The organism is Amycolatopsis pithecellobii (assembly GCF_009707865.1).
Taxonomy (GTDB): Bacteria; Actinomycetota; Actinomycetes; order Mycobacteriales; family Pseudonocardiaceae; genus Amycolatopsis_E; species Amycolatopsis_E pithecellobii.
This window is the reverse complement of the sequence record NZ_WMBA01000028.1, coordinates 1-21230: the sequence shown is the minus strand read 5'-3', so window position 1 is coordinate 21230 and position 21230 is coordinate 1. Positions and strand designations below refer to the sequence as shown.

General features: G+C 67.8%; 19 protein-coding genes. 8 read left to right on the top strand and 11 right to left on the bottom strand.

The genetic code is table 11. The features are described from left to right. Positions 1-166 precede the first annotated feature (166 nt). From nth to GKO32_RS18485, 4 genes are read left to right on the top strand one after another with little or no spacing between them, the layout of a single operon-like run. A complete protein-coding gene (gene nth / locus GKO32_RS18500) occupies positions 167-850 on the top strand; it encodes an endonuclease III (RefSeq protein ID WP_154758197.1) in 684 nt (227 codons plus the stop codon). Then, positions 847-1437 (top strand): TlpA family protein disulfide reductase, encoded by a 591-nt coding sequence (locus tag GKO32_RS18495; protein WP_166459636.1) that lies wholly within the window; start codon positions 847-849, stop codon positions 1435-1437. The genes nth and GKO32_RS18495 overlap by 4 nt, the downstream gene beginning before the upstream one ends. Continuing rightward, the gene (locus GKO32_RS18490; RefSeq protein WP_312868086.1) at positions 1434-2096 is read left to right on the top strand and encodes an NUDIX hydrolase; all 663 of its coding nucleotides are present in this window, start codon (positions 1434-1436) and stop codon (positions 2094-2096) included. The genes GKO32_RS18495 and GKO32_RS18490 overlap by 4 nt, the downstream gene beginning before the upstream one ends. Beyond that, positions 2093-3289, top strand: coding sequence for a MarP family serine protease (locus GKO32_RS18485; RefSeq protein ID WP_154758137.1), 1197 nt, complete (start codon positions 2093-2095; stop codon positions 3287-3289). Before GKO32_RS18490 ends, GKO32_RS18485 begins: the two co-directional genes overlap by 4 nt. Before the next feature lie 28 nt (positions 3290-3317). On the opposite strand, the gene GKO32_RS18480 is transcribed toward GKO32_RS18485, so the two are convergent. Genes GKO32_RS18480 through nhaA form a run of 3 tightly spaced genes read right to left on the bottom strand, consistent with a single transcriptional unit; the run spans position 3318 to position 5988 of the window. Further along, positions 3318-4274 (bottom strand): alpha/beta fold hydrolase, encoded by a 957-nt coding sequence (locus tag GKO32_RS18480; RefSeq protein WP_312868085.1) that lies wholly within the window; start codon positions 4272-4274, stop codon positions 3318-3320. Positions 4275-4279: 5 nt separating this feature from the next. Then, positions 4280-4762, bottom strand: coding sequence for a phage holin family protein (locus tag GKO32_RS18475; RefSeq protein WP_376765973.1), 483 nt, complete (start codon positions 4760-4762; stop codon positions 4280-4282). A gap of 38 nt (positions 4763-4800) precedes the next feature. Further along, positions 4801-5988, bottom strand: coding sequence for a Na+/H+ antiporter NhaA (gene nhaA, locus GKO32_RS18470; RefSeq protein ID WP_312868084.1), 1188 nt, complete (start codon positions 5986-5988; stop codon positions 4801-4803). A 151-nt stretch (positions 5989-6139) separates the two neighbouring features. On the opposite strand from nhaA, the gene GKO32_RS18465 reads away from it, so the two are divergent. Continuing rightward, positions 6140-7597 carry a peptide MFS transporter gene (locus tag GKO32_RS18465; RefSeq protein ID WP_154758135.1) on the top strand — a complete coding sequence of 486 codons (1458 nt, stop codon included), beginning with the start codon at positions 6140-6142 and terminating at the stop codon, positions 7595-7597. Here GKO32_RS18465 and GKO32_RS18460 read toward each other — a convergent pair. Next, on the bottom strand, positions 7594-8340 hold the full coding sequence (locus GKO32_RS18460) for a VIT1/CCC1 transporter family protein (protein ID WP_154758134.1): 747 nt from the start codon (positions 8338-8340) through the stop codon (positions 7594-7596). The two genes, GKO32_RS18465 and GKO32_RS18460, sit on opposite strands and share 4 nt — an antisense overlap. 185 nt (positions 8341-8525) lie before the next feature. Then, positions 8526-8951, bottom strand: coding sequence for a DUF6319 family protein (locus GKO32_RS18455; RefSeq protein WP_154758133.1), 426 nt, complete (start codon positions 8949-8951; stop codon positions 8526-8528). A 431-nt stretch (positions 8952-9382) separates the two neighbouring features. On the opposite strand from GKO32_RS18455, the gene GKO32_RS18450 reads away from it, so the two are divergent. Next, a complete protein-coding gene (locus tag GKO32_RS18450) occupies positions 9383-10183 on the top strand; it encodes a protein-sorting L,D-transpeptidase LdtCP (RefSeq protein ID WP_154758132.1) in 801 nt (266 codons plus the stop codon). Positions 10184-10229: 46 nt separating this feature from the next. Beyond that, positions 10230-11018: a choice-of-anchor P domain-containing protein gene (locus GKO32_RS18445; protein ID WP_154758131.1), complete on the top strand. Its 789-nt coding sequence runs from the start codon at positions 10230-10232 to the stop codon at positions 11016-11018. Between the two features lie 66 nt (positions 11019-11084). On the opposite strand, the gene acs is transcribed toward GKO32_RS18445, so the two are convergent. After that, positions 11085-13058 carry an acetate--CoA ligase gene (gene acs, locus GKO32_RS18440; protein WP_154758130.1) on the bottom strand — a complete coding sequence of 658 codons (1974 nt, stop codon included), beginning with the start codon at positions 13056-13058 and terminating at the stop codon, positions 11085-11087. Positions 13059-13306: 248 nt separating this feature from the next. Between acs and GKO32_RS18435 the strand changes: the two genes are divergently transcribed. Beyond that, on the top strand, positions 13307-14032 hold the full coding sequence (locus tag GKO32_RS18435; RefSeq protein WP_312868083.1) for a Fic family protein: 726 nt from the start codon (positions 13307-13309) through the stop codon (positions 14030-14032). Between the two features lie 49 nt (positions 14033-14081). Here GKO32_RS18435 and murQ read toward each other — a convergent pair whose 3' ends face one another. The 5 genes from murQ to GKO32_RS18410 form a co-directional block, all read right to left on the bottom strand. Then, on the bottom strand, positions 14082-15029 hold the full coding sequence (murQ, locus tag GKO32_RS18430) for an N-acetylmuramic acid 6-phosphate etherase (RefSeq protein ID WP_154758129.1): 948 nt from the start codon (positions 15027-15029) through the stop codon (positions 14082-14084). An 11-nt stretch (positions 15030-15040) separates the two neighbouring features. Next, positions 15041-16033, bottom strand: coding sequence for a MurR/RpiR family transcriptional regulator (locus tag GKO32_RS18425; RefSeq protein WP_166459637.1), 993 nt, complete (start codon positions 16031-16033; stop codon positions 15041-15043). Between the two features lie 251 nt (positions 16034-16284). Then, on the bottom strand, positions 16285-18024 hold the full coding sequence (locus GKO32_RS18420) for a serine hydrolase domain-containing protein (RefSeq protein ID WP_154758128.1): 1740 nt from the start codon (positions 18022-18024) through the stop codon (positions 16285-16287). Positions 18025-18031: 7 nt separating this feature from the next. Then, the gene (locus tag GKO32_RS18415; RefSeq protein ID WP_312868082.1) at positions 18032-19270 is read right to left on the bottom strand and encodes an exo-beta-N-acetylmuramidase NamZ family protein; all 1239 of its coding nucleotides are present in this window, start codon (positions 19268-19270) and stop codon (positions 18032-18034) included. Beyond that, positions 19267-20988: a glycoside hydrolase family 3 protein gene (locus GKO32_RS18410; protein WP_154758191.1), complete on the bottom strand. Its 1722-nt coding sequence runs from the start codon at positions 20986-20988 to the stop codon at positions 19267-19269. The genes GKO32_RS18415 and GKO32_RS18410 overlap by 4 nt, the downstream gene beginning before the upstream one ends. Between the last annotated feature and the right edge of the window lie 242 nt (positions 20989-21230).

Sequence of the window (21230 nt, the reverse complement as noted above, 5' to 3'; positions counted from 1 at the left end):
CAGATCCTCGTTTGCACTCGGTTCGGTCCTGCGCCAGGCCGCGTTGGCCACCGGGTGACGCTCGTGGTGCCTTCCGTAGGCTATCGGGGTGCCACCCGCTGTTCGTTACGCCCCCCGGCAGGGCGACGGGGAAACCCCGCTGGCGCTCGTGAGACGCGCGCGGCGGATGTTGCGTTGCCTCGGCGAGGAATTTCCGGACGCGCGAGCCGAGCTCGATTTCACGAATCCGCTTGAACTGCTGGTAGCCGTTGTGCTGTCCGCGCAAACCACCGACGTGCGAGTGAACGAAGTCACGCCGAGGCTGTTCGCGCGCTACAAGTCCGCCGCGGACTACGCCGGTGCGGACCGGACCGAGCTCGAAGAACTGTTGCGCCCCACCGGTTTCTTCCGGGCGAAGGCGAACTCCGTCCTCGGTATCGGCGCCGCGCTGACCGAGCGGTTCGGCGGCGAGGTGCCGGGCAAGCTCGAAGACCTGGTCACACTCCCGGGCGTTGGCCGCAAGACGGCGAACGTCGTTCTCGGCAACGCGTTCGGCCTCCCCGGCATCACGGTGGACACCCACTTCGGACGTCTCGTGCGCCGTTGGGGCTGGACGTCCGAAGAGGACCCGGTGAAGGTCGAGCACGCGGTCGGTGAGCTGATCCCGCGCAAGAACTGGACACCGCTGTCGAACCGGGTGATCTTCCACGGCCGTCGTGTCTGCCATGCCCGCAAACCGGCCTGCGGCGCATGCCCGCTCGCGAAGGACTGCCCGTCGTACGGCGCCGGCCCCACCGGGTTCGACGAGGCCGCGAAGCTCGTGAAGGGCCCGGAACGCGAGCACATCCTGGCGATGGTGCGGGACCGGTGACCAGGGCGACGAAATGGGCGCTGGCCGTGGGTGTGCTGATCCTCGGCGTGATCATCGCGGTCCTGCCGCGGGACAACACGCCGTCGCGCAACACCGCGGGGCCGGACCTGTCGGCCGCCCGTGCTTCGGCCGCGCTCGCGCCGTGCCCGCGAGGCACAGGCGAAGTCGCGCAGTTGAAGGACGTTTCCACGCAGTGCCTGGGTGACGGGGCGACGGTGGACCTCGGCACCGCCCTCGCCGGCCACACCACGCTGGTGAACATCTGGGCGACCTGGTGCGAGCCGTGCAAGACCGAGCTACCCGTACTCGCCCAGTACGCAGCCGAACCGGGCGCCGCGCAGGTCCTCGAGGTGCAGGTCGCCAGTTCCGAATCCGACGGGCTGGCCCTGCTGACCAAACTCGGGGTGCACCTGCCGAGCGTCTTCGATGGTGACGGGCAGAGCGGACCGGTCCGCTCTGCGCTCAAGCCGCCGCCGTCGTTGCCGGCGTCGTACCTGGTCACCGCGGACGGGCAGGTGCATTTCATCGAGAACCCACGCGTGTTCCACAACTCTGATGAGGTGCGAAAAGTCGTGGAGGGTTCGTGACAGGTCCGCTGGTCGACCCGGGCTCCGTGCCCGCCTGGCTGAGCCCGCTGGTCAAGGCCAGTGACGGGCTCGACTGGCGCGTGTTCAGCCGCCTCACTCCGCCGGACGGTGACTCGGCCCGGTCCGCCGCGGTGCTCGTCCTGTTCGGCGAGGGCGCGCGCGGCCCGGACGTGCTGTTGCTGCGCCGCGCCGACACGCTGGGTTCGCACGCCGGTCAGGTCGCCTTCCCCGGGGGCGGCGCCGACGACGGTGACGACGGGGTGATCGGCACGGCGTTGCGCGAAGCCGAGGAGGAGACCGGCGTCGACCCGGCCGGAGTACGTCCGATCGCGATACTGCCGGAACTTTTCGTCCCTGTTTCGCGCTTCGCCGTGACACCGGTGCTGGCGCACTGGCAGACTCCGTCGCCGGTGCGTGCCGTCGACCCGGCCGAAACCGCGGCGGTGGCCAGAGTGGCGATCAGTGATCTGGCCGATCCCGGAAACCGCTTTCAGGTGCACCGGCCGGGCACCAGCTACCGGGGGCCTGCGTTCGAGGTCGACGGCCTGTTCGTCTGGGGGTTCACCGCCGGGCTGTTGTCCGTGCTGCTCTCCCTCGGCGGGTGGGAGCGCGACTGGGACCACGACGACGTCCGCGATCTCGAATGGGAGACACGATGAACTGGGTGGACGTCCTCGTGATCGTCCTGGCTTTGCTGGCGGCGATTTCCGGTGCGCGGCAAGGCATCGTGATCGCGTTGCCCGCGCTGGTCGGCGTCATCGGCGGGGCCATCCTCGGTATCCGCCTCGCGCCGCTGATCGTGGACCTGTTTCAGAACCCGGCCGCCAAGGTGGCTTTCGCGGTGGCCGTGGTGGTGTTCCTGGTGGCGCTGGGCGAGACGCTCGGCGTGTGGGTCGGGCGGCGGATCAAGCACGCGATCAAGAGCCGGGTCAACACCGACAAGCTCAGCGGTATCGACCAGACGCTCGGTGCGATCGTGCAGGCCGTCGTGGTGTTCGTGGTCGCATGGCTGATCGCGGTGCCGCTGACCGGGGTCGCGGCGTTGCCGGGCCTGGCCAAGGCGATCAACAACTCGGCGGTGCTCGGCGCAGTCGACAAGGCGATGCCGGCGGCGGCCGAGGGGTTGCCCGCAGATCTGCGCAAACTCCTCGACGCGTCCGGCTTTCCGTCCATTGTGGACCCCTTCCAGAAGACGCAGATCAACGAGATCGCGCCGCCGGACGCGACCCTGCAGAACAGCGGGATCGTCCAGCAACTGCGCGGAAGCGTGCTGAAGATCCGCGGGACCGCGTCGTCGTGTTCCCGCGCGCTCGAGGGCAGCGGTTTCGTCGTAGCCCCGCAGCGCGTGATGACCAATGCACACGTCGTGGCGGGGACCGACGAGACCGCGGTCGAGACGTCGCAGGGCCGGCTCCCGGCGCGGGTCGTGTACTTCGACCCGGAGGTCGACGTCGCGGTGCTCGCCGTGCCGCGGCTGCAGGCCGCCCCGTTGACCATCGCCCCCAGCCCGGCGAAGGCGGGTGACAGCGCGATCGTGCTCGGCTACCCGCTCGACGGCCCGTACACGGCGACCGCGGGCCGTATCCGCAACGAAATCACCTTGCAGGGCCCGGACATCTACGACTCGCGCACGGTGCGGCGAGACGTGTTCACCGTTCGCGCGCAGGTGCGCAGCGGCAACTCCGGCGGCCCGCTGGTGAGTCCGGACGGCGACGTCATCGGGGTTGTGTTCGGTGCCTCGGTCGAGGACGCGGACACGGGATTCACCCTCACCACCAAGCAGGTCAACCCGGTGATCGAAGCGGCGCCGACGCTGAGCGCGCGCGTCAGCACCGGTTCCTGCGCCGCCTAGCGCCAGCCCCTCACCCGACCACCACCCCTCACGGAGCCGCTTCGCGCCGCTGTGTTTCCAGGAAGTCCAGAATCGCTTTGTCCGTCCGCTCCGGATCTTCCAGATGCGGGAAGTGGCCGATGCCGGGGAGTGCTTCGAACCGCGAATGCGGACCCTGCCATGGCGCGGACGCACGCGCGGTTTCGGGCAGTACACACGAATCCGCCTCGCCGTGCAGTTGCAGCACCGGCACGGCGACCCGCATCCCGACGTCCTCGGTGAAGCGGCGGCCTTCGCCGCGGAACTGGGCGCGAAACGCCCACCGGTAGTACTCCAGCGCGCTGTGCGCCACCCCGGGCACGAGTATCGCCTGCCGGAATTTGCCGACGGTGTCGGTGAAATCCTCGGTGTATGTCCATTGTGGACCGGACCAGGCGCGCACGAGCCTGCCCACGAGTGCGGCGTCGTCCGCGACGAGCCGGCGTTCCGGGAGCATCGGCACCTGGAAGCGGAACAGGTGCGCGAACGAACGCGTCTGGTTGCGCCCCTTGGGTCGCAGCACGGTACCGGCGACACTCGCCCGGAACGCCAGCGGATGCGCGCCCCCGAGCACGCTCACGGATGTGACGAACCGTGGATGCAGCGCGGCCGCGGTCCAGGCCAGCATGCCGCCCCACGCGTGCCCGACGAGATGGGCGCGGCGTTCGCCGAGCGCGCGGATCAGCCCGGTGACGTCACCGGCGAGCGTCCACGCGTCGTAGCCGCGCGGTGGTTTGTCGGAATCGCCGTAGCCACGCAGGTCCGCGGCGACCACCCGGAACCCGGCGTCGGCGAGCGAGACCAGCTGATGCCGCCACGCCCACCAGAATTCGGCGAACCCGTGCAGCAACAACACCATCGGCCCGCTGCCGGCCTCGGCGACATGCAGCCGGATGCCGTTGGCGGACACGTCGTGATGGGTCCACGGTCCGTCAAGCCGGACGGTCGACGGATCGGGCGGCTCCACGGGGGTCAGCTGTGGTCGGCGACGGCCTCCCGCCGGGGCTTGAGCGCCGCGGCGGTGTCCTTGACGCTGGTGATCGTGCGTTCCGGCGCACGCAACTTCTTCAACTTGCGGAACCCGAGGAAGCCGAAGAACGCGGCCACCAGCAGCATCACGCCGAACACGATCAGGAACGCGGCCCAGCGCTTGAGCCACTCGGACAGCAGTTCGCCCGCGAAGAAAAAGAAGAAGAACGAGCTGTAGAGCGCGACCACGCCGGCGATGACGAAGAAGACGCTGCCCTTGATGCCCTTCTTGACCTCGCCACTGACCTCCGACTTGGCCAGCTCGATCTCCGCGCGCACCAGCGTCGACAGGTGCTGTGTGGCCTGGCTGACCAGGCTGCCGATGGACTGCCCGTCCGTGCCGGCGCCGTCATCGGGCGACAAGGGGATGTAGGGCACGGCCCCGAGGCCGTCTGGGCCGCTGCGTTCGTGCTCCTGGCTGCTCACGGGGGCCATCGTGCCATGTGCCGCCGGGCTCGGCTCGGTCAGTCCTCCCGCGCGCCGTGCACTTTGCTGCGCCGGAGCAGGAGACAGGCCGCACTGAGCGAGGCGATCGAAGACGCCAGCAGCACCGCCGCCTTGGCCCGTTCACTGGCTTCCCCGGTCAGCGCGAGTTCGGAGATCAGCAGGCTCACCGTGAACCCGACGCCGCCAAGCAGCGACAACGCGGCCAAGTCACGCCAGCCGGTGTCGCGCGGGCGTTCCGCGACGTGCAGCGCCACGGCGAGCGCGGACGCGCCGAAGATGCCGATGGTCTTGCCCGCGACCAGTCCGATCATCACGGCGAGCGGCAGTGCCGTGGTGAACACTTCGCCGAGCGACCTGGCGTTGATTTCGACCCCGGCGGCGAACAGCGCGAACACCGGCACCGCCAGTGCGGCCGACCATGGTTGCAGCATGTGCTCGAGCCGGACCGCCGGTGCCTGCTCCTCGCCAGGGTCCGGCCGGACCCTCGTCAGCAGGCCGAGCGCGACCCCGGCGATCGTCGCGTGCACACCGGCCTTGTGCACGGCGATCCAGGTGATCACGGCGAGCGGAACGTAGACCCACGGCGTGCGCACCCGGCGATGCTGCAGCCAGGCGTACAACAGCAGCGCGAGCACCGCGACGGCGGCGGCGATCAGGTCGAAATCGCTGGTGAACAGCACGGCGATGAGGAGAATGGCGCCCAGATCGTCGACCACCGCCAGCGACAGCAGGAAAATCCGGGTGCTGCTCGGCAGGTTCGACCCGGCGAGTGCCAGTACGCCGAGGGCGAACGCGATATCGGTCGCCACCGGGATCGCCCAGCCCCGCTCGATCCCCGGCTGGCCCCAGGCGATGGCCAGCACCAGCAGCGCGGGCACGATCATCCCGCCGATCGCGGCCACCACCGGCAGCACCGCCTGCTTGAACCGGGACAGCTCGCCGACTACGACCTCGCGCTTGAGTTCCAGCCCGGCGACGAAGAAGAACAGCGCGAGCAGCCCGTCTTTCGCCCATTCACCGATCGACAGGTCCAGATGCAGGAAGTGCGGCCCCAGCTGGAAATCACGGATCGCGCGGTACGAGGTGCCCAGCGGCGAATTCGCCCACAACAGGGCAACCGCGGTGGCCGCCAGAAGAATCATCCCGCCGGTTGTCTCGGTGCGCAGGTAGCGAACGAATTCTCCGACAGCGCGGGGTTTCTGCACGGGCAGCTCCTTGGGGTCGGTCGATCCACCTTTGCCGACCAGACTTCCCGGCGCACCTTTTTGCAGACTACCCGCTAAGCACGATCCAACAGTACCGTCGACATAGGACGTGAATTACCAACAGAGTTCAGACCGTAAGGGATGTCGGCGAATGGCTACCTCAACCGGGACGAGGGCGGACACCAGGTTCTTCGGACACCCACGGGCGCTCGCGAACCTTTTCGGCGTCGAGATGTGGGAGCGCTTCTCCTACTACGGGATGCTCGGCATTCTCCCGATCTACCTGTACTACTCGGCCGCCGAGGGCGGACTTTCGATGCCGGAGGCCACCGCCACCAGCATCGTCGGCGCGTACGGCGGCCTGGTGTACCTGTCCACGATCGCGGGGGCCTGGCTCGCCGACCGACTGCTCGGCGCCGAGCGGACCCTGTTCTCCAGCGCCGTGTTGATCATGATCGGGCATATCGCGCTCGCGGTGCTGCCCGGTTACGTCGGCGTCGGCGTCGGTCTGGTGTGTGTCGCACTCGGCAGCGGCGGGCTCAAGGGCAACGCGACATCGGTGGTCGGCACGCTTTACGGCGAACACGACCCACGCCGCGACGGCGGGTTCAGTCTCTTCTACATGGGCATCAACCTCGGCGCGTTCGTCGGCCCGCTGCTCACCGGTCTCGCACAGAGCGGGGTCGGGTTCCACCTCGGCTTCGGCCTCGCCGCCATCGGGATGGCGCTCGGTCTGGTGCAGTACACGCTCGGCCGGCGCAACCTGCCGGACTCGGCGCGCACGGTGCCGAACCCGCTGCCGGCCTCGAACCGGCCACACGCGGCAGGCGTGCTGGTCGTGGTCGTCGGCGCCATCCTGGTCGCGGTGCTCACCGGTGCCGTCACGGCGGCCAACCTGTCCGACGTCGTCGTGTGGATCGTGGCGATCGCGGCGGTGATCTACTTCGCGGTGATACTGACCAGCCGCAAGATCAGCGCGGTGGAGCGCAGGCGCGTGCTGTCGTTCATCCCGATGTTCATCGCCAGCGCCGCGTTCTGGGCGCTGTACCAGCAACAGTTCACCGTCGTCGAGGTGTATTCGGACAAGCGGCTCGACCGGAACCTGTTCGGCTGGGAGATGCCGGTGTCGTGGGTGCAGTCGATCAACCCGGTGTTCATCATCGTGCTCGCCCCCGTGTTCGCCGCGTTGTGGACGAAGCTGTCCGAGCGTCAGCCGTCGACACCGATCAAGTTCGCGCTCGGGACCGGCATCATGGGCGTCGCGTTCCTGCTGTTCCTGCCGATGGCGGGAGGCGGGCCGAACAGCGCGCCGCTGCTGGGACTGATCGGCATCCTGCTGGTGTTCACCGTCGCGGAGCTGATGATCTCGCCGGTGGGCCTGTCACTGTCCACGAAGCTCGCGCCCGAGGTGTTCCGCACGCAGATGGTCGCATTGTTTTTCCTGTCGGTCTCGCTGGGCACCGCGCTGTCCGGCTCGCTGGCGAAGTCCTACAGCCCCGGCAACGAGACGCCGTACTTCGGGATCCTCGGCGCGATCGCCGTCGCGATCGGTGTGCTGCTCGCGGTGATCAGTCCGCTCGTGCGGAGGCTGATGTCCGGCGTCCGCTAGTGCACGGCGACGCCGAACAGGGCGCCGACGTAGTACGTGACCAGCATCGTCAGCAGGCCGACCCCCACATTGCGCAGCACCGCGCGGCGGGCACGTGCGTCGCCGAGGCGGGCGCTGACGTAGCCGGTCAGGAACAGGCCGGCGGCCACGGCAAGCACGCAGGTCCACACTCGCCAGGACAGCGGCGGCAAGGTGATCGCCAGCAACGGGAGCAGGCCGCCGATCGAGAACGACAACAATGACGCCCAGGCCGCCTGCCAGGGGCTGGTGAGGTCGTCGGGGTCGAGGCCGAGTTCGGCCTCGGCGTGCGCCTGCAGGGCGTCCTTCGCGGTCAGCTCCCTCGCGACCTGTGCCGCCAGTTCGGCGGAGAGCCCCTTGTCCTCGTAGATCCCGGCGAGCTCGCGCTCCTCGGCCTCCGGCATTGTTTTGAGCTCTTCTTTTTCCTTGTGGAGCAGCGCGCGTTCGGTGTCGCGTTGAGTACTCACCGAAACGTATTCGCCACCCGCCATGGAAAGCGCACCCGCAACGAGTCCGGCAATTCCGGCCATCAGCACCGCGAGGTGGTCGGTGGTGGCGCCCGCCACGCCGACGACGATGCCGGCCACCGACACGATCCCGTCGTTGGCGCCGAGAACCCCGGCACGCAGCCAGTTCAGCCTGCTGCCGAGACTGCCGCGATGCGGCTCCGCAGTATGCGCCGAGGTGGGGTTCTGGGTATCGGTCACGACATTATTGAAACACATGACCGGTGATATCGTTTATTGCGCCAAAAACAGGTTCGCCTCAGTTAGTTTCGGCTATCCTAAGTCAATTCCCAGATGAATCTTGTGGGGAAAAGAAACGCCGGGGGTCGATGCCTGATCGAGTGGACATCGGCCCCCGGCGAGCCTGAGGCAGGGACGACTGTAGGCCCTGCGGCGGCGCTTGGCTAGGCGTCCAGGTCGGCGAGCGCCTGCTTCGCCTCCTGCAGCTCGGCCTCGAGCGCCGCGACCTTGGCCCGCTGCTGCTCGCGGGCTTCGTTGATGACCTCGTCGATCGGGGTGGACAGGTCGCCGTGCAGCTCCTTCGCCGCGCGGGACACGGCGGAGGCCGAGATGACCAGGCCGCGTGCCACCCATGTGCTGCCGTGCTTGAGTTCCGCCTGCCAGTCACCGTCGGCCGAGCCGGTGACGGTGAGGGTGAGCTCGACGGTGCGGGTCTTGCGGGCGGCGCCGGCCTTGGGACGGCCCCGCTTCGGCTTCGCTTCCTCGGCGGCCGGCTCGTTCGCCTTCTCCGCGGCGGGGGCGGCACCGTTCTCCGGGGCCTCCTCGTCGGTCGCCTGCTCCTGCGGGGCGGTGCTGGTGTCCAAGCTCATGCGGGTGCGGTCTCCCTCTTCGTAGGGTACGACGGCCAAGATTGTAGAACACGTGTTCGACTTTGCGAACAGCGGGTCCGCGCGTCGATTGTGTCGTGCCCTGGCTGAATGGCCTACCCCGCGTAGAGCCGTTCGCGCGGAGTCGCTACGGTGCGGGTTATCACCCTTCGGGGTGAGCATGCGATGGAGTGGAGGTGGCCCGATCTGTCACAGCCATACACCCGATCGGGTGTATCTCCGCGGATGGGCCGAACTCGGAAAATGCGACATCCCCGCAGGTCCCGAGCTTCGGCGCAGCTGACCCGATAGTTGATCACCGGAACGAGTGCTGATAGCAATTAAGCGCTAGGCGGGGGCCTGAGAGGTGCCACGTGTCTTCGGGGAGACGCGGCCCGAGCATTCGTGTTCGCAGTTGTCCTGAGGATTGGTAGATGCAGAAGAGTGCGGTTTCGCGCGCCCGAAAAACGTTCGTGGTCGCGACTGTTTCGGTATTCGCCCTGGCGGTGGCCGGGTGTTCCGGAAATTCATCGGATTCGGATATCGCGCCCGCCGCGGTGAGTCAGGAAGATCTCACGCAATTGCCGGAGGCCAATACCTTCGGCACCGTCACCGGCGCGCCCGCCGACCCGCAGCCGAATTCCGGTGCGGCGGCGGGAAAGGTGCTGCATCCGAACAGCGATCTCGTTGTGTACGCAGCGGTCGGTGGCAAGCCGATCGCGAAATTGCCCAGCATCCAGATGGGTTCACCGACCTGGGTTCCCGTGGTCGGCGAGCAGGGTGAGTGGGCGCAAATCCTTTTGCCCACAAGGCCGAACGCATCCGCAGGCTGGGTGCATGTGCCTGCCGGTGCGGCCGAGACGGCGCAGGACGACTACGCCGTGGCGGTCGACAGGGCGAGCTTCAAACTGCAGATTCTGGAGAATGGCAAGTCCATCGGTTCGTGGACGATCGGCACCGGAAAGCCGGAGCACCCCACTCCGGCCGGACGGGCCTACATCATCGCCTCGATCGAAGAAACGAAGAACACTTACAGCCCCATCGTGCTGCCGTTGAGCTATCACTCCGATTCGCTCGAAACATTCGGCGGCGGCCCGGGCACCGTCGGTCTGCACACGTGGCCCAACGACAGTTTCGTCGGCCAGCCGAACAGTGATGGCTGCATTCGTGTGCCGCGGGAAGCCTTGGACCAGCTCGTGAAATTGCCGCTCGGCACCATTGTGAACATCACATAGAAGTCGCCGGGCAACCCCGAAAACAATTCCGTAGAAAGGTGAACACTTGTCCAGGAAGAAGGCCGTCGCCGGCGGTATCGGCGCGTTGTCGGCCCTGCTCGTCGCAGGGACCGTGCTTGCTCCGGCCGCGAGCGCGACGACCCAGGCTGGTGACTCGGGCGTGAACTCGGCGTTCGCGATCTCCGCAACCGGTCTGCTCACCATCAAGCCGACCCCGTCGGTTGACGACTCGGACGGATTCTCGCAGGAGTCCGTCGCCAGGCTGCAGCTGCCGGCAAACTTGCTCGACCTCCACGTCCTCAACGGGCGGGCCGGCGGCGGCGGGGCGCGTGCCAGCGTCGCGGACCTCAAGGTGGGCCTCGGCGTGGGCAAGCCGCTGCTGACCGCGTCCGCGATCGAGGCGAGCTGCGGTAACGGCAAGTCTTCGTCCTCGCTGGCGAAGGCGGACATCGGCGGGACGAAACTCGACGTCGCGGCCGGTCCCAACACCGCGGTCAAGGTGCCGGGCGTTGCCTCGGTCGAGCTGAACAAGCAGGTCACGCACAAGGATGGGTCGGTCACCGTGACCGCCGTGTCGATCAACGTCGACGGCATCCAGAAGATCGACCTGGCTTCGGTCACGTGCCAGCCCGGTGACGACAACGACGGCGGCGGCGACAACACGCCGACCACCACGGCGCCGTCGAGCAGCAAGGCGACCGACCCGTCGTCGACCACGAAGCCGACGGCCTCCTCGTCGCGCAACGCCGTCGTCCCGGTCGGCAACAAGCCGCTGCCCAACGGCAAGGCCCCGACGCCGACCCCCGTCAAGGCTCACCTCGACGTGACCGGCTGAGTTTTCCCGCACAGATAACGAATGTGGCCCCCTTCCGCGGAAGGGGGCCACATTTCGTGTTAAGGGTCAGTCCTCGCCTTTACCGGTTTGCAGGCCCTGGGTGATGAGGTCCATGACGCTGGAGTCGGCGAGGGTGGTGACGTCGCCGATCTGGCGGTTTTCGGCGATGTCGCGCAGGAGCCGGCGCATGATCTTGCCGCTGCGGGTCTTGGGAAGTTCGGGGACGATCATGATCTGGCGGGGTTTGGCGATGGGCCCGATTTCCTTCGCCACGTGGTTGCGCAGGTCCTGCACGGCTTGTTCCCCACCGTCCGCGGCGTTGCCACGGAGGATGACGAACGCGACGATGCCCTGGCCGGTCGTGGGATCGGTCGCACCAACGACCGCGGCCTCGGCGACCGTGGGATGCGACACGAGCGCCGACTCGACCTCGGTGGTGGAGATGCGGTGCCCGGACACGTTCATCACGTCATCGACCCGGCCCAGCAGCCAGATGTCGCCGTCGTCGTCGTACTTGGCGCCGTCACCGGCGAAGTAGTAGCCCAGGTCGGCGAACCGAGACCAGTAGGTCTCGCGGAACCGTTCGTCATCGCCCCAGATGCCGCGCAGCATCGACGGCCACGGCTTGTCCAGCACGAGGTAGCCCCCGCCACCGGGCGGGACCTCCTTCCCGGTGTCGTCCACCACGATCGCCGAGATACCGGGGAGGGGTTTCTGCGCCGACCCGGGTTTGGTCGCGGTGACGCCAGGCAACGGGGAGATCATGATGGCGCCGGTCTCGGTTTGCCACCAGGTGTCCACCACCGGGATCTCACCGCGGCCGATGTGCTCGCGGTACCAGATCCAGGCTTCGGGGTTGATCGGCTCGCCCACCGATCCGAGGACCCGCAGCGACGACAGGTCATAGCGGGCGGGAATGTCGTCGCCCCACTTCATGAACGTGCGGATCAACGTCGGGGCGGTGTAGTAGATGGAGACCTTGTACTTCTGGATGATCTCCCAGTGCCGCCCCTCGTGCGGGGTGTTCGGCGTGCCCTCGTACACCACTTGCGTGACCCGGTTCGCCAACGGCCCGTACACGATGTACGAGTGCCCGGTCACCCAGCCGATGTCGGCGGTGCACCAGTACACGTCCTCGCCGGGTTTGTGGTCGAACACCACGTTGTGGGTGTAGGCCACCTGAGTGAGATACCCGCCGGAGGTGTGCAGAATCCCCTTCGGTTTCCCCGTCGTGCCCGAGGTGTAGAGGATGAACAGCGGGTGCTCGGCGTCGAAGGCTTCCGGTGTGTGCTCGACAGACTGCTCGTCGACGAGGTCGTGCCACCACACGTCCCGGCCCTCGGTCATCGGGGTCTCCGGGTCGCCGGTACGGCGCACCACGATCACCTTTTCCACCGATTCGGCGCCGGCCAGCGCTTCGTCCACATTGGCCTTCATGGGAGCGGCTTTCCCGCGCCGGTACTGCCCGTCGGAGGTGATCACGACTTTCGCCGCCGCGTCGTCGACGCGCTGCCGCAGGGCGGTGGGGGAGAACCCGCCGAACACCACACTGTGGAGGGCGCCGATGCGGGCGCAGGCGAGCATCGCGACGATCGCTTCGGGGATCATCTGCAACTGGATCGCGACCCGGTCCCCCGCCGTGACCCCGAGCGAGGTCAGGGCGTTCGCGGCCTTGGACACCTCGTTCTTGAGGTCCGCGTACGTGAGGTCGCGGGTGTCGCCGGGCTCCCCGACCCAGTGGATGGCGACCTGGTCCCCGTGCCCGGACTCGACATGCCGGTCCACACAGTTGTAGGCCACATTCAGCTTCCCGCCCACGAACCACTTCGCGACCGGGGCACCCGACCAATCCAGCACCTGGGACCACTTCGTGTCCCAATGCAACCGTTCCGCCTGCTCCGCCCAGAAGGCCTCACGGTCGGACTCGGCCCGCTCATACCAGCTCGTGTCCGCGTTCGCCTGCTCAGCGAACTCCGGCGACGGCGGGAACGTCCGATTCTCCGTGAGCAGATTGGACAAGCCGGGGGACTGCTCAGTCATGGTGCACGGCCTCCTGAGATTTCGGTTGTGGCTACGGGCAGGAGCACGGTAGCGACATCAGTCTCACCGTTGTTGTGAGGTAGCTCATCAGCGATTCCAAGCCATCCTTACACGATCACAGTCTCTCGTGGACTCCCTACTGTGGACGCTTTTGAAAACGGGGCGACCTATGCTCGCCCGTACCGGTGAGCCGGAGGAGGGCGCATGGCGGGACGGGAAGCCATTGTCGACAGTCGCGAGGTGAGTTCGTGAGCGATCCACTCGCGCCATTGCTGGACCTCGAAGGGGTCGCCGCGGCCGCGAAATCGGCGCAGGACGCGGTGTTCGCGGTCCATCGCCACCCGGCCAATCTCCGCGGCGGCTCCGCCACGGCCGCGGAGGCGTCGGTCCGCGCGGCACGCGCTTCGGCGGCGATCGACGGGGCTGACCCGGGGATTCCCGAGGACGCCGCGGTGAAGGACCCGGTGCTGGCCGGCGCGTTGCGGGTGGCGGAGTCGCTGGAGTCGCTGCTGCCGACGTGGCGTCGCGCGCCGGCGCAGGCACTCGCGCGCATCCACGTGCTGGCGGCGGCTGATCTGGTCGCGGACGCCGATGCGCTGGGACGCCCCCGCGCCGGGGCGGGTGCGCGGTTGGAGCTGCTGACGCAGTTGATCACCGGCGCGACTTCGGTCCCGGGCCCGCTGCAGACGGCCGTCGTGCATGGGGAGTTGCTGGCGTTACGCCCCTTCGGCACAGCGGACGGTGTGGTGGCACGCGCCGCCGCACGGTTGACGATGGTCGCCACGGGAACGGACCCGAAGTCATTGACGGTGCCGGAAGTCCCGTGCCTCCGGCGGGTTTCGCACTATCGCGAAGCGGCGGCGGCCTTCGCGACGGGAGAGCCCGACGGTGTGCGGAGCTGGCTGCTGTTCAGCTGCGAGGCGATCGAGAAAGGCGCCCAAGAAGCGCGCGGCATAGCCGAAGCAGCAAGCTGACCGCGTGCTGGCGCCGCCGCCCTCCCCCGGGGCAGCGGCCACCGACCGGTTACGCCGAGCGCGCCGACCAGGCCGCGCAGGCGGTCACGGCGTCTCGCACGTGCCCGCCACTGGCCGCGAGCAGCGCCGTGGCGGTGTTGACGTCGACGCCACACAGCAACCGCATGAGCGCCACCTTCAAATCACCGTCGGCCTCGGCGAGCGCGTCCGCGCAGTCCTGCTCACTCGCGCCGGTCGCCTCGCGCAGGATGCGCAGCGTCCGCCCGCGCAGCTTCGCGTTCGTTGCCCGCATGCTGACCATCAGGTTCGAGTAGGTCCGCCCGAGCTTGACCATCGTCGCGGTGGAGAACGCGGTGAGGATCGTCTTCTGCGCCGTGCCCGCCTTCATCCGGGTGGACCCCGCGATCACCTCCGGACCCGTGTCGACCGCGATCAGCACATCGACCCCGGCCGGCCGCATCGCCTGCGGGTTACCCGAGACGAGCCCCGTGCGGGCGCCCTTCTGGCTCGCCGCGAGCAACGCGCCGAGCACGTATGGGGTGCGCCCCGACGCGGTCAGGCCGAGCACGAAGTCCCCGCGCTTGACCGCGGCCGAGAGCTCCGCCGCGCCGCCCGCCGCGTCGTCCTCCGCGTTCTCGACCGCCTTTTGCAAGGCCCGTGCGCCACCGGCGTGGTGCGCGACGAACCAGCCGTCGGGCACGTTGTAGGTGGGCACGAGTTCGGCGGCATCGAGGACGGCGAGCCGGCCGGACGTGCCGGCGCCGACGTAGTGCACGCGATGGCCGTTGCGCAACGCCTCCGCCGCGTAGTCGACGGCGACGGCGAGATCGGGCAGCACCTCGTTGACCGCTTGGGGTACCCGCCGGTCCTCAGAGTTGATCATGGAGAGAATGCCGAGCGAGGACATCCGGTCGATATCGGTCGTCCGGGGATTCCGTTGCTCTGTCGGAGAATCGACGTGTACGACCTGGCTGGCCAGCGTCGTCGTGCGCCCCATTTCAGTTCCCCTCACTTACCGGTTTCACGAGGACGTCTCCGGCCGTCGGGCCGCACGCCGAGCCGGTGCGTGCCGACCGCTTCCCTGGTGGCGTCCAATGCCCGCGATGCCTCGTCCATGTGCCGCTGCGCGACCCCGATGAACAGGCAGTCGATCACGGTCAGCTGCGCGATCCGGCTGGCCGTCGCACCCGAGCGGAACGTGGTCTCGCGGGCAGCGGTGGTCAGCACGTAGTCGGCGACCTCGGTGATCGGGGAGCGCGGGAAGTTCGTCAGCGCGACCGTGGTGGCGCCGTGCTCACGAGCCACCCGTAGCGCCTCGACGGTGTCGGTGGTGGCGCCGGTGTGTGACACGCCGATGGCGACGTCGCCGGCGCCGAGCACGGCGGCCGAGGTGAGCATGATGTGTGTGTCGGACCAGGCGAAACAGACCCGGCCGATACGGTGCAGTTTCTGTTGCAGGTCGGCGGCGACGAACGCGCTCGCGCCGACGCCGTAGACGTCGATCCGGCCGGCTTCGGCGAATACATCGATCACGCGTTCCAGCGTCGCGACGTCGAGCTGGTCCGCGGTCTCCTCGACCGCGCGGGCATCGGCGAAGCTCACCTTGCCGACCACCGCGGCCAGGTCGTCGTTCACACCGATCTCGCCGCCGAGGTTGCGGCTCGACCGCGCCTCGGTGCGCGCCGTGTCCGCGGCGAGCGCGATCCGCAACTGCGGGTAACCGCCGACGCCAACGGCCTTGCAGAACCGGGTGACCGTCGTTTCGCTTGTGTTCGCGGCCAGCGCGACCTCGGTGATGCTGCGCCGAGCGACCGAGGACGGGTCGTCCAGCACGACTTTGGCTACACGCTGTTCAGCACGCGCCAAGCCCGGCAGCAACGACCGGATCCGCACAAGGGGGCTGGCCTCGGATTCACGGGCGGCCGGAACAGTGTCTGTCGGTGCCGGCTCCGTTACGGAATCGAGCTCTGCCTCCGTGGGGAAATTGCTAACCGTCGGCATTTGAGACAAGGCTAACCACATCCTTCGGGATGATCGCAACTCGTCCGCCCCTGCACGTCCGAGCTGCGCTGACTCAGTTGCCCAGAAAGTCGCCAACTAGGTCAAAGTTGTTAACGTCTACTTGTTAACGACTTGGCAACTTGTTGTGGTTCCCGAAACAGCCAACGATCGTCGGTAGCCCGCGCGCTCGATCGGTGCTAGGGAATCCTGGGTGCATGCTAAGCCTCTAACCTGAGAAATCGGCATTTCATTCAGCGCGATTTTTGCACCCAGTTGACAGCGGACAGTGACGACGGTGCCCGTTCACCATCCAACAGCATGCCGTTAGTGCTGGTTACTCGTACACCGTCCACAGATACACCCCGGCCGGTGTACGAGGCATCGGTTGAGTAGCGCCAGCGGATAATCACCTGACCAGACGCCGGTACTTCTGCCGCCACTCGCCACCACGCGCGGTGCCCGTGACCACTCAACGTCAGCACTGAGCCCTCGGGGGCTCCCGGACCAGCAGCCCGCACCGGGACGGCCTGCCACGTAACACCATCCGCGCTCGACTCGAGAACGAGCGGATCCGCGGTTTCGGTATCCACGAAAGCGTCAAAGTCGACATGTGCCGAGCCGGCCGGATGCAACGCCGGAGTGGTCAGCGTGGCCGTGCCGAGATTGCCCAGGCCGCTGAACCAGGCATCCGGCCCACGCGCGGGTCGCACCGCCATGGCCCGTGCCAGCGAGGTCGCCCAGGTCTCCCTCGCGAGGTTGATCGAGCCCCAGTTTCGCGTCGGGTGCACCCGGTTCGTCAGCAGGATCGCGATGGACCGCGACTGAAGGTCGATCACCAGCGTGGTTCCGGTGAATCCGGTATGCCCCGCCGTCACCGGCGACGACAGCGCGCCCATGTAGAACATCTGGTCCAGCTCGAACCCGAGGCCGTGATCGTCGCCAGGAAAACCGGTGTTGTGGTTCGTCAGCATCAGCCGGACCGTCTCGGGCCGGAGGATCCGGGCGCCGCGATACACGCCGCCGTTGAGGATCGTCTGTGCGAGCACCGCCAGGTCACCGGCGGTCGAAAAGATGCCCGCGTGACCGGAAACGCCGCCGAGCGCCCACGCGTTCTCGTCGTGTACTTGCCCGCGGACCAGGCCTCGCGGCGGATCCGCCTCGTACTCCGTCGCCGCGATCCGGTCCAGCTCGCTTGCCGGCGGGCGATAACCTGTGTCGCGCATGCCGAGCGGTTCCGTGATGCGATCGCGCACGACGTCGTCGAGCGGCGAACCGGTGAGTTGCTCGACGAGAAATCCGAGGGTCATCAGGTTGATGTCGGAGTACAAGTACGTCGAGCCAGGAACGTGGACGAGCGGGCTGTCGAGCACGGCCCGGCGGCGTGAGGGAATGTCCGGATAGCCCTGCCACAGCGACGGCTTCGGATCGGCGTCCAGGCCGGAGGTGTGCGTCAGCAGCTGCTCGACCGTCACCTGCTCCTTGCCGTTCGTGGCGAACTCCGGCAGGTACTTCGCCACGGGCTCGGACAGTTCGACCTGCCCGGCCTCGACGAGTTGCATGACCGCGATCGACGTGAACAGCTTGGTGATCGAGGCGAGGTCGAAGATCGTGTCCGGCCGCATCGGCACCTGCTCGTCGGCGGGCAGTTCGTTGCCCGTGGCGTCGGCATAGCGCAGGGCCTGCCCGGTCGCGTACCGATCGACGACCACGCCGTCGTGCGCGAGCAGGCCGACAGCGCCGGAGAAGTGCGGATGACCGACGGCCAGGTCATTACGCGCCCAGCTTGCGAGGAACTGCTCCGCCGAGCTGATCGGCGCCGCGTCGAGCCTCACCGTGGCAGGTGTGCCGTCCCGCAGCACCGTGCTCGCAGGCGCGAAACCTTGCTGCGGCCGGTCGAATCGGCCTGCCCAGGACTGTTCGGCGATGGCGCTGGCTCCCGGCACGATCAGGGTCACGATGAGGAACGCGACCAGAAGTTTCCCGATACGCATGCTGACCTCACCAGTAGAGCAAGTACGGCTGGCAGCGGGCGACGAAACCCGCGAGTTCGGCCTGCCACGATTCGACGATTTCCTCCACACCGGCCCCCGCGTCGACCATTGTGCGGAGCCGGTCCGAGCCCGACAGCTTGTCGATCATCAGATCCGGCCGCCACGCGAACAGGTCCGGATGCGTGCGCTTCGCCGTCACGAGCATGGCGACCGCGGTGCGGATCGGGTCGAAGCCACGCGGATCGGTGACGGTGAGCTGGACGCCGCCACATGTCTGGTTGACGAACTTGGCGAACGTCGGCACGAAATACGTCTCGCGGAACTCGACGCCCGGCAGCTCCAATGCGGAAAGCGCTTCCCGCCATCGCCAGTCCACCCCGGGAGCGCCGATGATCTCGAACGGCCGTGTCGTGCCACGGCCTTCGCTGAACACGGTGCCCTCGAACAGACCCAGCCCCGGATAGACGAGCGCGGTGTCCGGGGTCGGCATGTTCGGACTCGGCGGCGTCCACGCCAGTCCGGTCTGCGCGAAGAACATGTCACGCCGCCAGCCCCGGATCGCGACCACGTCCAGCTCGGGTTTCGCGGGCAGGAACTCCGCAGCGAAGAACCGGGCGAGCTCGCCGACCGTCATCCCGTGTTGCTGGACGATCGGTTTCACCCCGACCCCGGAGGCGAACGCCGGGTCCAGCATCGGGCCGAACGCCTTGCCACCGACGGGATTCGGCCGGTCCAGCACGACGAACGAAGCACCGACTTTCGCTGCGGCAGCCAGTGCCGTGTACATCGACCAGATGTAGGTGTAGAAACGTGCGCCGACGTCGGCGATGTCGAAGACGACCGTGTCCACGCCGGCCTTGGTGAACATGCCCGCAAGGCTTTCGGCCGTCGCACCGTAGGCGTCATATACGGGGATTCCGGTCCGCGGATCCGCGTAGTCGCCTTCCGACCCGCCGGCCTGCGCACTGCCACGGAAACCGTGCTCGGGGCCGAAGGCCGCGACAGGCCGCACCCCGGCGGCGACCATGGAGTCGACAATGTGGTCGAGGTTCGCGAGCACACCTGTCGGGTTGGACAGCACACCGACCTTGCGTCCGGCGAGCTTGCGCCAGCTCTGTGCGGCAACCTGGTCCGCTCCCGTCACCACGCTACTTTCCCTTGTGGCGTGGGCGATTCCGGATCCATGGGCGAGAAGTGGCGTCGCGAGCGCGCCCACCGCGAGGAAGCCCCGCCGGTTTATGCTCACCAGCTCAGTCCCGCACCGAACGGGTAGACGATCTTGCCCGGGTCGTCCCCTGCCGGGATCGACACCGGTAGCTTGCCCTCCGGGGATCTCTGTCCAAGCAGGACTTTCGCCAGCGATTTCATCGTGACATCTCGCCAGTCGTAGGTCGCCAGCCAGGTCGGCGCGTCGGCGTGACCCACGTCGTACGGTTCCTGCACGGCGACAGCGACGAGGGGCTTACCTGTCGCGAGCAGGCTGTTCAGCAGATTCTGCTGGCCCGTCGAAGTGCGCAGGCCGTTCGTCAGCACGACCACGGTGCCGGCCTTGCCAGCGGCGCTGACCACGCTGTCGATCTGTTGCGCTGTAGGGTTCGCGCCGGTTGGGAACGGCATGCCGCCGAGCTGGTTCGCCAGCGTGGCAACGGGATCGGCAGGGGAGCCGGGGTAGTCCGGATTGCGCCAACCTGTCACGAGGATCGTGCCGGGCGCACGCAACGGCAGCAAACCCACGTCATTGCGCAGGACAGTCGTTGTGCGGTCGGTCAGCCGCTGGATGCGGTCGAGGTGTTCGGGCGTCCCGACGGTCCAGGCCACGGCTTGCGGGTCGACGAGCGGATTCGCCACGATGCCGCGCTTGGCCTTCAGCTGGAGAATGCGCAGGACACTCTGGTCGATGCGCTGCTCGGTGAGCCTTCCGCTGTTCACCGCGTCGAGAACACCGGTGACCGCGGCCGCCGGGTCGGGTGGCATGAGCATCTGGTCCACGCCCGCTTCCAGCGCAAGTACCGGGATCTCCGAGTCCGGGTGCAGCTGCCTTACCCCGGCCATCCCGAGCGAATCTGTGACCACGACGCCGTCGTAACCGAGTTCATCGCGAAGAATGCCGGTGATGATCGGTCTCGACAGCGTGGCCGGTTCGCCGGAGGAGTCGAGGCTGGGAACGGTGATGTGCGCGGTCATGATCACGTCGGTGCCGGCCTTGATCGCGGCCTGGAATGGCGGCAAGTCAGTTTCACGCCATTGCTCTTGCGTCCTGGCGATCACCGGGAGTCCGGTGTGGCTGTCGGTCGCGGCGTCCCCGTGACCGGGAAAGTGTTTGGCTGCCGAGGAAATCGATTGCTGGTAACCGTCCACTTCGGCCGCGACCAGCCGGCCGGCCAGTGCCGGGTCCGCGGAGAACGACCGCGACCCGATGATCGGGTTGAGCGGGTTGGAATTGACGTCGGCGTCCGGTGCGAAGTCCTGATTGATGCCCATGGCCCGCAGTTCGCGCCCGTTGATCGTGGCCAGCTGGCGGGCGTCCTCGGCGCTTCGTCCCGCGCCGATGGCCATACTCGCCGGGTATTCCGTCGCCGGCGACGGGATCCGGGTGACCCGCCCGCCCTCCTGGTCGGTCGCGATGATCAGCGGAACTCGCGCGCCCGAGGCCAGCGCGGCCCGCTGCAATCCGTTGGAGAGATTCGCGATCTGCACCGGGTCATCGACGTTGTCGGTGCCTGAATTGTTGAAATAGATAATTCCGCCGGGGTGATAGCGCTCGACCACCTCGGCCGCCGTTTCGACCCCGTACTTCGCCTGGTTACCCGGCTCGTCCGCGGCCTTGCCCTGCACGTCCATCACGAACAGCTGGCCGACCTTTTCCACCAGGCTCATTCCCCGCAGAGCCCGCACGGCCCACGAATCCGGCGCCGCGTTCGCCGCACTCAGCCCGCTCACGATGAGCAGTCCGGCCAAGCACATCGCGAACGCATGCGTCCTCCGGATCACGAAAGCCTCCCCTCAGTAACCGGCCGCCGTGGAAAGACCACGAGAGCGGCCGGTATCGGGAAAGCTACTCACTCGCCGGGAGGTGGGTCAACGCAAATTCTGTCCGCCCGCTGAACGGGCTACCCGAGGCGACATTCCTGCGATGCGGCGGCGTCCGGAACGCCGCCCCGGGGAACCACCCCCCGAACGTGTGCGGGGCGCCGCCGGCTGAGACC